Source organism: Maribacter luteus, from assembly GCF_009674825.1.
GTDB lineage: Bacteria > Bacteroidota > Bacteroidia > Flavobacteriales > Flavobacteriaceae > Maribacter_A > Maribacter_A luteus.
This window is the reverse complement of sequence record NZ_WKJH01000018.1, coordinates 168,204-183,313: the sequence shown is the minus strand read 5'-3', so window position 1 is coordinate 183,313 and position 15,110 is coordinate 168,204. Positions and strand designations below refer to the sequence as shown.

The following is a 15,110-nucleotide window of genomic DNA, read 5'->3' as shown; positions in this document are numbered from 1 at the left end:
ATGGAATAAAATTATTTGGCATTTTTAATTTCCTCGATCAAGGCATCTATAGTGTCTACCAAGGATTGTTTGGCTTCTGGATCTTCCAAGGCCGCTTTTAAAATTTTATTGGTCTTCAATTGTTTAATGATCTTTTTGTACTGATCGCTTTCAATCTCCAACTCTTTTAAAAACACACTGTTATTGGTAATTCCCTTTTTGCCGAAATCCCCTAAATTGGTAAAAGAGAGTTCTTCGTTGAAAACACCTCCATCTTTATCCTCAAAAGGGATGGTAAGTTTAGGTTCAAAATGCTCAAAAGCATCTTCAATTGTCCTTAGTCCTTCTACCGCTTCAGGCTTTACCGGAGCGTTCGGGGTAAGTTTCCCAGCAATTAAGGTTCTGTTCTGTGGGATTTCGGTCAAGGCTTCGTTAGAATCGCCTTTCACCTCATTCCCACCAATACCTAGATTATCTATAGCCATAAATTATAGTTTTATTTTCTAAATTTAAATAAAAAAATAGTTATACGTACAATGTATATGCCATTAAACGTAAAAAGGAGGCATAAGATTGCCTCCTTTTAAAAATAATAGTCCGTATGTGGTTATACCCATTCGTTGACGTGCTCACCACCACCACTGGCCAATTCCTTGGCAGAAATGGTAAATGATTCAGTAAGTGGGTTCTGACCAGAAGCATCAAAATTTTCTTTGTACTTGATCAAATAACCTTCCTTGAATTTAACTTCTTTCAATGTTGCGTCGGTATCACGTTTAATGAAAACGATACTACCGTCTTTTCTCTCAAAGTTGTTGGTCATCCATTCGAAGAAACCGGTTTCCCCATTAGATTCCACAGTGATGTTCAATCTACCACCACGGGTAACTGAGGATGGTCTTCCTGTTGGGTCAACCTCTTGGTTTAAATCGTAAGAACAGTGTAAAACGGTAAATTCTTTTCCCGCAACTTTCAATTTTGCTTTAAAAGCCATAATAAATAAATTTTTGGTAAATACTACCTGATTAATAATTAAATAACGTTACATAAGAACACCACTAAGCTATTGATTATCACCAATACCCACAATTTTTTTCGATGAAATACCCAATTCAAACACCCTCCAAAAATTGTCTAATCTTACAGAAACCCCATGACAATTGGTCTCATTGGGAATTCCTGTTAAATTGAAATATTTTAAATCATTTTAAGTATTATTCCCTGATTTTAACCTTTTAAGTAACTTACTCAACAATAGTCATTTTATCTTATGCATTGAGAAACAACGAACATTTATCCCTTAATAAATTTCAATTAAAGCCTTGTTAATTGTTGTATAAGAATTCATACAAATAATAAGATAGGGGGTTTCAGAGCTATTAGTTGCCAGAATGTATATTTCTGCTTAAAACACGTATTAAAAAGTTTTCCAGAACAAACCTTTTTTGGTTCGCATATCTATCGTCATACTTTTTATACAACCTGTCTTCTTGTCCTTGATCATTTTAACACTATTGATCTCCAATTTGTTCACATCCCTAATTTCTTTGAAGAACTGGCTAACGGTAAACCGTTCACCTGTTTTATTGAAAACGGGTATATTACTATAGCAGAAATTTTTACGAATGGCTCGGTCATCCAATCTTCGTGCGGAATAAGAAACGAACATCTGTTGCATGGCATCTTCGGATACTTCAATCCTATTTGCTGCTTCTTCCTCTTTCTTTTTAACGGCTTCCTCAGCCGCTTTCTCTTCTGCCTTTGGCTTGTCCCTAATTTGTTCTTGGAGTACGGTTTCGATAGGGTCTACCCTTGTGATACTTGCCCTTCGTTTACGTTCTTTTTTCTTTGGCAAAACGGTTATTCGTTGTTTGGCCTCATGCCGTCTATCCCCATTGACTACCAGCAAGACTGTCTTTTCTCCAGGGCTTTTATAGGTGTATTTTTCTTTACGTTCGTTACCGTCAATGGTCATTGTTTCTCCAAAACTCCATTGCCAGGATTTGGCAAAATCGGAGTCATTATAAAACTCAACTTCATCACCTACCCTAACATTTTTTGGCAAAACGATACTTGGAATAAGCTCTGGGGAGATTAAATTCTTCTTTTTGGATATAACGATTTTTTTTGTCGCCTCACATTGCCCGTTCATTTTCAAGGAAACATTATAGGTTCCTTCTTTCTCGAACTGATGCACAACATTAGATCTGTATTTTTTAGGGATATCATTCCCAAAATCCCATTCCCATTCCACTCCAGACGGGTCAACACTCTTAAATTCAATCAAATCAGCAGTTGTGTAAGATTTGGCTATAATATCAAAATCCACATTGGCACAATCTACCTCACTGTTCATTCTGAAAGACAAAAGACCTAAACCAAAGACCGCCAATACTAAAAAAGAGATAAATACGTTTTTGTCAAAGTGGGTTTTAATCCTTTTATTATTCATAATTAATATCTAATTTTCGATTGTAAAAAGAGCACTTAAAAGTACTATTCATTTCATGAAAATAAAACTTGTTATTATCATAGTTATTGTGTTGACGGTATCCTGTTCTAAAAAAACGTTGCAAAACAACGATTACTCCTACTATAAGAAGGAGATGGCGAAATACAAACGCCAAACCCAACAACAGGATAGTTTAGCGCATGCTACGGTAAAACCAAAAGAAAGGCCGACAGAATCAAGGTATTTATCCGCTGAGGAAAAAAGAAGGTTCGCTCAATTATTAGAGGTGAATGAAACTTCGATTCGAAACGAAAAATTATATGCGGCCATAAAAGAATGGTTGGGAACCCCATATGATTGGGGTGGTAATTCTAAAAATGGCGTTGATTGTTCCGCATATGTACAGGCTATATATCAAAAAGTGTACAAGAACAAACTCCCTAGAACATCCATTCAACAGTTTTATTTGGATACGGAATCGCATTTTAAGAACCAAAAATACCTAAAAGAAGGCGATTTGGTCTTTTTTAGACTCCGTAATGAGGATAAGGTGGTATCCCATGTGGGTATTTATCTGCAAAATGGAAAGTTCACGGGATCCAATTCTCCCCGAGGGGTAGAGATCGTTGATATCAACGAACCCTATTGGCAAGATAAATACGTAGCTTCCGCCCGGTTATTAAACATACAATAGCATGAGAGATTCCCCAATTAAGAATATACGCCAAGAGGTGTTCAATTTGGATTTTGACCTAAAGGCTGAAACCCTTATCGCCTATCTTGAGGAGGAAACCCAGTTAGACATTTCGTTGACTGATTTTTTTAAACGTCGTTTCAGTAAGGATATCACCCAAATTGATACGTCTAAGTACAATGAGGATGTTCTCGAGGTGAATTTAAGTCGTCGCGGATTTTATAACATACTTCCCGAACGTTTCTTTCATTCCACCTATATCAGTACGCCCCATATGAATACCATGGTGGCCGATTACAATGGAAGGAAAATCGAAGAGGAAAACGCACTGAAGTTCTTTAAGCCCTTAGAGACCGAATTTTTTCTTCAAAGGGTGGCTATCGAAAGTACGGAAGATGAAACCTTAAGGGCTTTGGGCAGTCCTGAATTGGTTGATTTCCTCTTGAATTTATGGACCATTGATGAGAGGATACCAAAACGCATGGCAGCCAAAATTTTAAAAACCATGCCTTTTATGTATAAGATTGCCGGAAATATTCCGTTGTTAAAAATGATATTGGAGAACATCATAGAAGAAGAGATTACCGTTTCAAAGGATTTTGCCACTGCTGGCCAGCCCATATTGAACGAACCATGGCAGCTAGGGGTCAATATGGCAACAATGGGGCAAACAAAGACTTTTCTTCCTAAATATATTTTTACAATGAACAACATCAGTCGTCCAGAAAATATTGAGGATTATCTTCCCAATGGAAAAATAAGCGCCGTGGTCAAATTCTTTTTGGAGCATACCCTACCCCATGAAAGTGATTTTGAGATTAATTTCAAATTGCCCAAGCAAAAAACAAGATTTAAAATGACCCAGGATGCCTATTCAAGTAGACTTGGAATATCGGCAACAATATAGAACCCTATGATCGTAAATTACTTTAAAAAATTCATAAGCTTTGAATCTATAATGCCCTTTGCCATTATTTTGGTGGTCGTGGTATTGATCCTTCGGTTATTGGCTTCAAAAACCCCTGGATTTAAAAAAAGACGTAAAAAATACTATTTCTATCTAGCGGCCAATATGGTTGTCATGGCACTTTTCGTGGCTATCGTATACAATCTAAAACAATCGAGTATATTGCTACGGTATTTTTCTATGTTGGGCTTTACCGCGATCATGGGAGCACTCAATGTTTTCTTTTATAGGAACATCTTCGAAAAGTTCGATTCGCACAACCAACTTAAAGAATTGGTATTCGCATTTATCACGGGATTGGTTTTAATGGTGCCCATAATAATGATCGGCACCCATTTCAATGATATACAATACTTGCCCTATTATTTTTTGGTATTGGCTTCCTTTGCCTTTCCGACCAGTTTTTTTGTATTATACAAATACGCCATCTCAATACCGGTAAAACTGTATACAAAATGGTATTACCCCTTGGGAAATAAGTATGATTCCCCCAAGCACCATGAACTCAATAATATGATCGTGCTCAATTTTATGTTCCATAAGAACACTAAATCCCCGAATATGACGAGTTTTAAGGCAAAAGCACCTAAAGACATGGCATTTGGCAGATTGTTTTATTTCTTTTTAAATGATTATAACGATAAAAAGACCACGACCAAAATAGAATTGACCACAGCTTCCGGAGATCCTTACGGATGGTATTTTTACAGTAAACCCAAATGGTACGGGGCTTCAAAACATATAGACCCTGAACGGTCAGTAGAAGAAAATAACCTAAAAGATAGCGATACAGTCGTTTGCCAACGCATATAAAATAAGAACTATGATAGAAGATATCAAGAATTTCAAGATCAATTGGGTAGATGGAATGAAAATCTCAAAAGAGCATTTTCAAAGCCTTCAGAATTTTGCCGAAAATAGTATAAAAGACGCATTCGTTGTACGTAAAGGCAGATATGGACATGGTCTTTTGGCCTCCCACCTAATTGGGAAAAATGAATATGCCATTAATCTTGACATTCATAAAAGCCTTAAAGTGTCCATTACAAAGTTAAGGGCGATCACACCTAATGGCAATCGCATAGAGATTACCGAAAACACTCCTGCTGTCAAAGAAGAGATCGTTGTTGCCGAATTGGCCGATAAGGATTTGGAAGAAGGGTATGTCCTGATCAATTTGGATACCGCTAACCCTGTACCGTTCGGCGAACAGGAACCCAATGAAATTCCTCCTCGACTACCCTATTTGACCAATGGTCATTTCTTTACGTTCATCAGTGCAGGGGATTTGATAAAAACAGGGTTGACGGCCAACCAATTACCTATCGCAAAAATTCAAAAGGAAAGCAAAGGCCTTTCGGTCGCTCCAGATTACATTCCCCCTTGTCTTACACTAGGTGCGCATGAAAGTTTGGTGCATTTTTACAATGAAGCCGAAACCTTTCTTAAAATGACCGAACGTAATGCGATACTTATCGTTCAGAAAATAATGTCCAAACAAAGTGATAACCCGATAGCGGATGCCATGCAATTGGTCGTGGACAAGGCCTATGTTTACCTGGCACAGCATATTACGAAGGTAAAATGGGAAGAACACGATATGCATCCTAAGGAATTATTGGAGATCCTTGTTAGTTTTGCCCGTATTTTCAAAGGTTCAGTAGATATCTCTTCTCCTGAGAACAAAGAACAATTGTTCAATTATTTTGGCGAATGGACCGATTTAAAAGGAGGGGACTACGAGAAATTGTTTACAGACGTCATCAATCTACAGTATAACCATAACGACATTGACCAAAACCTAAGCGTGATCAAATCCTTTATGCAAACGATAGACCGATTGTTCACCGTACTTACCCAAATCGATTATATTGGTAAACGCCGGGATATGGGCATCTTTGTAAATGAGAATATTGTTGAAGATAAATCCGGAAAATCGAAAGGCACTTCATTTTTGGCCGAATAAAAAATAAAATATGGAAGTACTTAATAAAAAAGAACGAACCTCTTCTTTTCTCCTTTTCTTGCTGATGTTCGCCATTACCGTAGGTATACTTTTTACTGCCTTTTTCTTTAGCTATAAATTACCATGGAAAGAGAATGAAGTCCTTCGAGCGGAAAACCAAAGGATACGTTACGAGTTTTTATACCAAAAAAGATTTATGTCGTCTTTAGAGGGTATTGACAAGCAGATAGATTCCTTGGAAAACGCTAAGGACGGATATTTCTTTTTGGAACAATCGATCAACGCAGACCTGATCGACCTTAAAAGTGATATCCCGAAAGATTCGTTGGATGATAGGGGAATGTATGAAAACTTGATCTTAACCTATAAAAAACTGGTAGACGCCAAAAGGGATTTAAAACAGGTAGAAAGTGCCAGATTGGATATAGAGGACTTAAAGGAACAAATTGAAGAATACGAAAAGGAGATCAATAAATTGAATACGGCATTGAGCCTTTCCCAACGTTTAAACAGAAACTAACCATCCTATGAACAATGAATTGGAAAAGGCGATACATATTGCCACCCAGATTGCCGATGAATACCAACATGAAAGTTTTGGGCCGGCACATTTGGTCAAAGCCGCATTACATCGCGATCTATCACTTTTACGTTTCTTGCATGACAAGAACGTAGATGTCTATTTCATAGAGGAATGGTCAGAGGTTCGTTTAGAAGAATATCCTAAACGCAGCAATAGGTCGTCTGACCTCAAAGCAAGTCCCGAGGCCCAAGTCGTTTTTAACGAAGCTGAAGATATACAACATAAATTGAACAAGGAAGAAGCAGACCTTATTTGCCTTTTCGTAGCAGCTATTACACCCGGTGTTGGTTTTACATTCGATCAATTAAAATCACTCCCTGTTAGCAGCAATCAATTGTTAGACAACCTTTTAGACCAAAGGAAAACATCCAAAACAGGTACGGCAAATGTAAAAGGAGCCCTTGGCAGCACCCCACCACAGGCAGATAGTGTATTGTACAAATATGCAAAAGATCTGCTGCAATTGGCACAGGATGGTACGTACGACCATATTGTGAATCGTGATAGGGAGCTAAAAAAAATAATCGAGATCCTAAGTCGAAAAAACAAACCCAATGTTATTATACAAGGGGAATCCGGAGTGGGTAAAAGTGTATTGACCCAAAATTTGGCCAGGGAAATCATAGGGGGTAAAATCGTTGAAAACCTAAAAGAATCGAACCTTCTGGAAATTGATACGGCCCTATTGCTTTCAGGTGCTTCATATAAAGGAGAGGTTGAGGATCGCTTGCAAAGTATATTCGATGAAGCAAAACCCCTTGTAAAGCCCATTATTTTCATAGACGATTTTCATTTTCTTCTACAAGATGCTTCATCCAGTCAGGGAATCTTGAATGTGATCAAATCTGAATTGAATAAAGGGGAAGTCATTCTTGTAGGAGCTACCAATTCCGACAATTATAGAAAATATATCAGTAATGATGATGCCCTGAACCGAAGGTTTGAATCGGTTACCCTAGAAGAACCGGATAATGAAATGGCTTTTAGGATACTGCAGAGTATTGGTCAGACATATACCGATCATCATGAATTGGAACTCACGGAAGACACATTGCGTGAGGCCATTCGTTTATCAAAAAGATATTTAAAGGAGAAAAGCCTTCCGGACTCTGCCTTGGACCTACTTGATCGTACCATGGCAGCGGCCAATGTATCGGAACAATCATTACCCAACGATCTCGGGGAATTGAAAGCTAGGATAGAAGTTATTGAGGAAAAGGTCGAGGAACGTGATGAGGCTGAAAATATTCAAGAGATAGATTGGGTATATATGGCCTTAAGAAATAGATTAAGTCCTATAGTACTCGGAAAATTCGATACGGAAGATGCCTTTGGTTTTCCTTCATACAACGAAAAATCTACCTACCTGAAAAATATCATTACTGCGATTGAGGAACATTCCAAAACACCACGTGAAGGGGTTGTGGAAGAAGATTTGGCCGCCATGGTATCCAGTATTACGGGCATACCTGCCGGTAAGGTGCAGACCAAGGAAAAAGAACGGTTAATGGATATGGAAGCTACCCTGAAGAAAAGGGTCATAGGACAGGATATCGCCATTAAAACAGTGACCGAAGCCGTTATTGAATCGCGTTCCGGACTTTCAAAAGCCGGACAACCGATAGGTTCGTTCTTCTTTTCCGGACCAACGGGAACCGGGAAAACCGAATTGGCCAAATCATTGGCAGAATTTCTTTTTAATGATGAAAGCGCCATTATCAGGTTCGATATGTCAGAGTTCAAGGAAGAACATTCCGCAGCATTGCTTTATGGGGCACCTCCGGGATATGTGGGGTATGAAGAAGGTGGTGTTTTGGTGAATAAAATACGTCAAAAACCCTATTCCATTGTGTTGTTCGATGAAATTGAAAAAGCACACCAATCGGTATTCGATGTTTTTCTTCAGATATTGGATGAAGGAAAATTAAGCGATCGTTTGGGGAAAGTGGGCGATTTTTCAAATGCGGTAATCCTTTTTACCTCGAATATCGGCTCTGAATTTATTAGTAAGGCCTTTGAAGGTGGCACCGTTCCAAAATCGGACGAGCTTCTCGAAATCATGGCCCCTTACTTTAGACCCGAATTTTTAGGGCGAATAACAGAAATAGTACCCTTTGCCCCTATTTCCGAGAAGAATGCCCCAACGATCTTCGACCTTCATTTAATGAAAGAATTACTTGTGCTTACAGAGCGTTTGGGCATAACCATCGAAATAGACGAAAAAACAAAAGAACATTTGTCTTTGGATGGTTTCTCACCCACTTATGGGGTACGGCCACTAAAAGCAGTAATACGCAACAAGTTGAAAAGACCACTTTCAAGAATGATCATATCGGGTGAAATAAAAGCACCACAAACCGTAAAAGTGGGATTAAAGAATAAAGAGGTCGTTTTTACCGTTGTTGAATGACAATAGTCAGTAAGCAGTGAACAGTGAGTAGTTATAAGTATTAAGTAAAAGCAAAGGGCCAACAGCGAACAGTGAAAGGCCAAAAGCGCATAGCGATTAGCGAACAACGATAAACAGATATAGAATGGCTAAACCATATTATCAGGCACCTTTCGATTTTAAGCGTTTTTTTGAGAAGAAAGAACTCAAGAAAATCAGTATGCGTGAATCCATATCCCAGTTTATCAGTATTATCATTACCACGTATTTCGAGGAATATGCTTTTGATGAAGGTTTCGGTAGTGAAATATGGGAAACCGATTTTGACCTTTTGGTAAATGCCAATGTACTTAAAGAGCAAATTAAAAAGTCATTGAAAAATCAAATAGAGACTTACGAAAAACGACTGTCGAATATTGATCTGAACGTTGAACTCATGGAGACGTTGTCTTCAAACACCAATAAAGTAAGACTTAAAAAATATCTATTTATCACCATAAAGGGCACCATCATAAAAACCGATGAACCTTTTGTATTCAAGGGGGATTATTATTTAGCACCCTTATCGTATAAACATTGATATAAAAAAGAATCAGTCTACGGTACACGTGCGATTATGGGTAGGGAAAATAACGTAGGGCTTTGAAATTATAAGAACAAAATACAACTTAACCGATTACCAGGTATAATAAAAACATAAAAGTGTGAAAAGTCTATCCAAAGAGGAAATTAAAGATCGTCTAATACGCAGGGCCGCTGACACTTGGGGGGTTGATGAAATGGAAATCGAATATTCTTTCGATCCCATTGTAAGCATATTGTTCGATGCTTGTTCCCATGAATTCGAACGTATTTCCGAAACCCTAAAAACCAGCAGAACAAAAATCACCGAACGATTGGTAGATCTGTTAACACCGGAAATATCGGTCACCGCCAAGCCTGCACATGCCGTAATGCATGCCCTTCCGCTAGACGACCATTTAGAGATCAACGGTAAAAGTCAATTCTTCAACAGAAAAAGAATGCCCTTGTTCAATAATAATGGTAAGGAAGGCTTTAAAGACTTTTTCTTTTGCCCTTCCGGGGATTTTACTTTGAACAATTGTGAATTAAAATATATTGCGTACCCCGATAAAATAGTATCATACCGTAATCAACGTAGTACCAAATGGTTATCAAAAAGTGATTTTTCCGGGGCTCCTGAATCTTCGGCTATTTACTTAGGCATTCAACCTGGGAAAGGCCTAAAGGAATTGAAGGATCTACTCTGCTATTTCGATCTGTTGAATTTCGCTAACAAAGAGCTTCTAGTTCATCATTTGGGTATTGCCGAATGGTCAGTAAACGGCATGTCGCTGGAGGTTACCAAGGGATTTTCCCAAAAAGAAGCCGTAAAAGATGATTATAGCGCTTACATTAATGAAGGTATTCAAAGTAAAATACAGTTCTATGAAGATTATGTAAGGCAGTATTACGAAGACCATTTTTATACGATCGAAGGGAATGTGCCCTTATTCGAAAATTTAAAAAAGCACCCAGAGATCTTCAAGGAATTCCTGTCTGACAAAGAAATAGCATCCTTTACAGAACCGTTGTTGTGGATCAAGATCTCTTTCTCATCAGTGGTTTCTACACCTATGTTGGAAAACTTGCATTGCCACATCAATTGTTTTCCTATTTTGAACAAAAAGACCCATACCACCAGTAGGCGTTTACAGTCTTTTTTCAATATCATACCCATGGAATCTGAAAATGATTTCTTTTTGGATGTTGGGCATGTTGAAGGTGATACCGGAAATAAATACTATGTACACAATCGGGATAAAAAAGACAATGTAAGGCCACAGGCCTACCTACGTTTTGGTGGGGTCAGCCGTTTTGATGAGCGCGATGCCTCCGAACTCCTGAACTATACCTTGGACCTTTTAAAAGAAGACAGCGTGGCCTTCTCGGCCATGGGCGATGATTTCATCAATTCGAATCTAAAAGACCTAAAACAAATAGTTTCCCGTATTGAACAGCAGATAGAGCTGCGTGGTTTTAAAAAGAACAAAATCCCTTATTTGATCATTAACAAAAACAGTATCGATAAAAATAGGGATAGTATTATTTATATGGATTATTGGACAACCTCAGGTGAAAAAGCCAATAAGATAAATCCGTATAGTAAATTATACCAATATTCCGGAACCGCCTTTAAACCCGATTCCTTGGTATTGATTACAGGTACGTTAGGAGGGCATGATGAGCCTTCCCCCAGTGAAAAAATATATGCATATCGGGAACATATACTTTCTCGGGGAAGAATCATTACCAGACAGGATATCGTACAACATTGTTATGCCGTTTTTAAGGATAGTATCACCAAGGTTACGGTTGAAAAAGGGGTAATGGTGTCTCAGGACAATTCCGTAGGTTACACCCCTACAACCGACATCCATATTACACAAAATAGTGATGCTGATTATAGTAATGCTGATTGGGAACATCTTAAAAAAGAGTTGTTGATCGGTATTAAATCACGCTCTGCCAATGTATTACCGTATCGGGTTTTTTATAACCGGACTTAGATTTTGTACGAAATTTCTAACGTGTAGTTTAACGAAAATACAAATGTTAATTTGTCTGTCCTTTAGGTAATTATTACTTTAATCCAATAAACACTGCCGTATGCCAAAAATAGTAAAGATTAAACTCCTCGTCGGTGGGGAGGAATTCCTGCCCAATTCGGGCTATAGCGTCACTGTGGAACAATCCATTGGAGGGCACAGTTCGTTCCGTATCGCCTTTCCGGCCAATGCCACCGAAGGGTATGGTGGTGCGTTAATGGACAATGCATTGGCCTTCGTAGGCAAGAAGATCACCATCGGGGTCAATGACAACCAAATGGAATTTAAGGGAGTGGTTACCTCGGTAGACCTTCAAAAAGGGATCGATGCCGCCGGTACCATCGTACTTTCCGGGAACGGCCCGGCTGCCCTATTGGCCAATTCCGTCCAATGCCTCAGTTACGAGGAAGGTACGCCCCTTTCGCAAGTGGCCACCGATACCGTGAACGGACATTCCACCGAACATGTGAAATTATCAATAGGCAAGGGTACGGAGGTTAGCCTGCCCTATACCGTACAATATAATGAGAGCGACCTTTCTTTCCTCCAGCGACTCTGCAGTCGCTATGGGGTATGGATCTATCATAACGGCACTGATTTCTGTGTCGGGAAAACAGGGGATAAAGAAGTACAGGGCATATACGGACAGGATGTTATTGGTTTCAACCTCTCAACCGGACTGCGCGAGCAGTCCTTTGGGATGAAAGCCCAAGATTGGGTGAACGACACGGCCTTGGAATCCGATTCCTCGGCTTTTTCACCAACTTCCTCCCACCCCTATCAAGACCGGATAAAGGGCGAATCGGAAAACGTGTTCGCCAAGAAAAGTTCATACGATTGGACCCTTGGCCAGCATGAATACAGTGCCCAAGGCGGTGTGGATACCGCTGCAAAGGTGAATGTACTCGGTAGGGCCGCCAGTATGATCTTGGCCTCTGGAACCTCCGAACTCGTAAACCTTCGCATTGGGGACACTTTGTCCTTACAAGGGCTCAATTTCTCCGATCAGACCAAACAGGACCCCTACGGTTCTTACGATATAACAAGGATCGTTCATCGTTTTGACCATAGCGGACATTACCGTAACGAATTCGAAGGAGTACCCCAAGGTACGGAGCACCTGCCCCACTCCAACAGTTTTGTAACCCCACGATCGGGCGCACAAAGAGGCTGGGTGTTGGACAATGCCGACCCGAACGGACTCGGTCGTATCAAAGTACAGTTCCCGTGGCAAAAGCCCATGGGCACCAGTACCCCTTGGATCAAGATGGCCACCCCCTACTCCGGTAGCGGTAAAGGCTTTTACTTTATCCCGGAAAAGGATGAGGAAGTGCTCGTAGGCTTCGAGGGCGATAATCCTGAAAAACCCTTTGTGCTGAGTGCAGGCTTCAACAGCAGTGCCAATAGCGGTTTTGCAGATGCGGACAACAACATCAAGGCCATCAAGACAAGAAGTGGCCATATCATAGAACTGAATGATACCGATGGAGGGGAGAGTATTACGATAACAGACTATCAAAAAAATATAGTGGAAATTGATACTGCAAATAATAATATACGTTTCCACGCGAACAATAATATTACAATCAATGCTAATGAGCATATGATTTTAAAATCGAAAAGTTTGGACATTCAAGTTGCGGAAGATATGAATATTTCTGTCGGTGGAAATAAATCAGAATCTGTTGCCAATAACAGTAGGGTTACTACTGCCAAGGACTACATATTAAAAGCAGTAAATATTATTGAAACTGCTTCTGAATCTATTAACAGTGAAGCAGAAGAAATAAAAAGACAAGCGGAAAAAGATATAAATATTCATAGCACCAATGGAAGTGTAACTAAAAAAGCGGGAAAAAAAATTAATAATAATAGTGGAGAAGTAGGTAATTTGTTTTGAGGCTTTTTGGCTTAAAACTTATTTAGAAAAAGAAAAGAGTTATTATGAAAGGACATATCATTAGAATATCGGGAGGTACAATTATTGAAATTGCAAATTCAGATCTGCTTTTAGAAGGTGAAAATATTTATACTTCGGCTGCAATAAATGTAAATGAAACGGGTGATGATGGTGTCGCATTTAACTAAGAGTATTTTGTAACTAAAAGAAATCAAGTTTAGTGTCCGCTACTAAAAACGTTAAGAAAAAAGCATCTCGTATATCTTACAAAGATAAAATGATGCAAATACACCGCTTTTATGGAGTCCAAATAGAGTACTTGGAACCTAAAGTAAACATGGTGCAGTATGTTTTGGAATGCAAGCCATTACATTATGAAGGCGATGCCTACCATTATCAACTTAAAAGGTCCCAATTTTATGTAAATGGAAAAAAGCTTACGAAGCAGTTGGATGTTCTTGCAGAAAAGTGTGCAGAAATCCTTTATCCGTTGATATTAGAGGTTACTTTTAGTGGTTTGATTTTAAGAATAGTAAATTTTGAGGAAATACAACATCGATGGGAGGTTTTACTTCCTAAATTAAAAAATGCTTATAAAGGCGAGGTTGCCGAAACTTACATGAACAATATTTCTGCAAATATTTTAGAAGCCAATACTCTTATGGAAAAGCTAAAACGAGATGTGCTTTATTCACTATTAGTGCCGAGATTGTTCGCACTGGGTGAACCTTCTTTAACCAAATCAGAATGCAATTTTGTACTGCCTCATTATTTGTATAAAAAAGGTATTCTTTTTAAAGGAACTCAGGAAATTGGCAAATATGTGGATAAGAATGGTCATATAACAGTTTCCTATAAAGGAACTGCTAACGAAAGTGATTCATTATATAAGGATAAAGTGTTAAACGGAGAGCTTACTATGCAGTATTTATTGGATAACGAAACAACTTCAATGATACACTTTAGAGGATTATGCGAATTTGATAACCCCAGTCACAACAAAATAGAATATCGTATTACGAGACTAAAAGAACTGGAATTAACAAAATAATATGAGTCAAAAACATTTGGTTTGTCATGGAGCGTTATGTAAATGCCAATTTGGTACTGCACCAGATAAATTAATGGTCCTAACCCAAAATAAGATTTATATCAATGATGAGAAATCATCTGAAAAATTAGTGGCAACTACCATGGAGTTGGGACCTACTTTTGAAAAAAAAACTTTTGGTACATGCTCTATGACAAATAGTGCATGTGTTCCAAATATAACTATGTGGGATGGATTTTATGAGAAGGTGACCCTCCCAAATAAGGGTAACCCCTTATTAGAAGATAGCAAAGGTACTTGTGCCATAGGAGGAGCTCCATGTGTCGAAATCTTATTTCATGGTCAAATAGCTACTCCAAATGAAATGAACGCAGATAATACCGAAGAAGAATTGATTTCTTTAATCAATCCCTTAGGAGAATTCGATAAGAATGTAAATAAACCTATAATAAGTATACCTATTGAGTAAGATAATATGAGCAAAATACACATCGACGTAAACACTACGGGAAATCAAAAG

At 38.6% G+C, this 15,110-nt stretch carries 15 protein-coding genes; 12 read left to right on the top strand and 3 right to left on the bottom strand.

What is annotated here, in order from left to right; translation table 11 throughout:
• Positions 1-11: 11 nt before the first annotated feature.
• The 3 genes from GJ691_RS12055 to GJ691_RS12045 all read right to left on the bottom strand — a co-directional run bounded on the left by GJ691_RS12055 (position 12) and on the right by GJ691_RS12045 (position 2,431).
• Positions 12-464 (bottom strand): hypothetical protein, encoded by a 453-nt coding sequence (locus tag GJ691_RS12055; protein ID WP_154367195.1) that lies wholly within the window; start codon positions 462-464, stop codon positions 12-14.
• A gap of 122 nt (positions 465-586) precedes the next feature.
• Positions 587-973 carry a type VI secretion system tube protein TssD gene (gene tssD / locus GJ691_RS12050; RefSeq protein ID WP_154367193.1) on the bottom strand — a complete coding sequence of 129 codons (387 nt, stop codon included), beginning with the start codon at positions 971-973 and terminating at the stop codon, positions 587-589.
• Positions 974-1,396: 423 nt separating this feature from the next.
• Positions 1,397-2,431, bottom strand: coding sequence for a PKD domain-containing protein (locus GJ691_RS12045; RefSeq protein WP_154367191.1), 1,035 nt, complete (start codon positions 2,429-2,431; stop codon positions 1,397-1,399).
• Positions 2,432-2,486: 55 nt separating this feature from the next.
• On the opposite strand from GJ691_RS12045, the gene GJ691_RS12040 reads away from it, so the two are divergent.
• From GJ691_RS12040 to GJ691_RS11985, 12 genes are all read left to right on the top strand, one after another.
• The gene (locus GJ691_RS12040; RefSeq protein ID WP_154367189.1) at positions 2,487-3,125 is read left to right on the top strand and encodes a C40 family peptidase; all 639 of its coding nucleotides are present in this window, start codon (positions 2,487-2,489) and stop codon (positions 3,123-3,125) included.
• 1 nt (position 3,126) lies between these two features.
• Complete coding sequence (locus GJ691_RS12035) at positions 3,127-4,032, top strand: hypothetical protein (protein ID WP_154367187.1); 906 nt, start codon at positions 3,127-3,129, stop codon at positions 4,030-4,032.
• A 6-nt stretch (positions 4,033-4,038) separates the two neighbouring features.
• Positions 4,039-4,905 (top strand): TssN family type VI secretion system protein, encoded by an 867-nt coding sequence (locus GJ691_RS12030; protein ID WP_154367184.1) that lies wholly within the window; start codon positions 4,039-4,041, stop codon positions 4,903-4,905.
• Between the two features lie 10 nt (positions 4,906-4,915).
• Entirely contained in the window at positions 4,916-6,058 is a 1,143-nt protein-coding gene (gene tssK, locus GJ691_RS12025; RefSeq protein ID WP_154367182.1) for a type VI secretion system baseplate subunit TssK, read from the top strand.
• A 10-nt stretch (positions 6,059-6,068) separates the two neighbouring features.
• Positions 6,069-6,578 (top strand): type VI secretion system transmembrane protein TssO, encoded by a 510-nt coding sequence (locus tag GJ691_RS12020; RefSeq protein ID WP_154367180.1) that lies wholly within the window; start codon positions 6,069-6,071, stop codon positions 6,576-6,578.
• Between the two features lie 7 nt (positions 6,579-6,585).
• Positions 6,586-9,051, top strand: coding sequence for an AAA family ATPase (locus tag GJ691_RS12015; protein ID WP_154367178.1), 2,466 nt, complete (start codon positions 6,586-6,588; stop codon positions 9,049-9,051).
• A 124-nt stretch (positions 9,052-9,175) separates the two neighbouring features.
• Positions 9,176-9,610, top strand: a complete 435-nt coding sequence (locus tag GJ691_RS12010) for a GPW/gp25 family protein (protein WP_154367176.1) — start codon at positions 9,176-9,178, stop codon at positions 9,608-9,610.
• A 124-nt stretch (positions 9,611-9,734) separates the two neighbouring features.
• The gene (locus GJ691_RS12005) at positions 9,735-11,600 is read left to right on the top strand and encodes a type VI secretion system baseplate subunit TssF (protein ID WP_154367174.1); all 1,866 of its coding nucleotides are present in this window, start codon (positions 9,735-9,737) and stop codon (positions 11,598-11,600) included.
• A gap of 100 nt (positions 11,601-11,700) precedes the next feature.
• Entirely contained in the window at positions 11,701-13,539 is a 1,839-nt protein-coding gene (locus tag GJ691_RS12000) for a type VI secretion system Vgr family protein (RefSeq protein WP_154367172.1), read from the top strand.
• 44 nt (positions 13,540-13,583) lie between these two features.
• On the top strand, positions 13,584-13,727 hold the full coding sequence (locus GJ691_RS11995) for a hypothetical protein (protein ID WP_154367170.1): 144 nt from the start codon (positions 13,584-13,586) through the stop codon (positions 13,725-13,727).
• 131 nt (positions 13,728-13,858) lie between these two features.
• A complete protein-coding gene (locus GJ691_RS11990; protein ID WP_154367169.1) occupies positions 13,859-14,590 on the top strand; it encodes a hypothetical protein in 732 nt (243 codons plus the stop codon).
• Between the two features lies 1 nt (position 14,591).
• Positions 14,592-15,059 carry a DUF4280 domain-containing protein gene (locus tag GJ691_RS11985; protein ID WP_154367166.1) on the top strand — a complete coding sequence of 156 codons (468 nt, stop codon included), beginning with the start codon at positions 14,592-14,594 and terminating at the stop codon, positions 15,057-15,059.
• Positions 15,060-15,110: the final 51 nt, after the last annotated feature.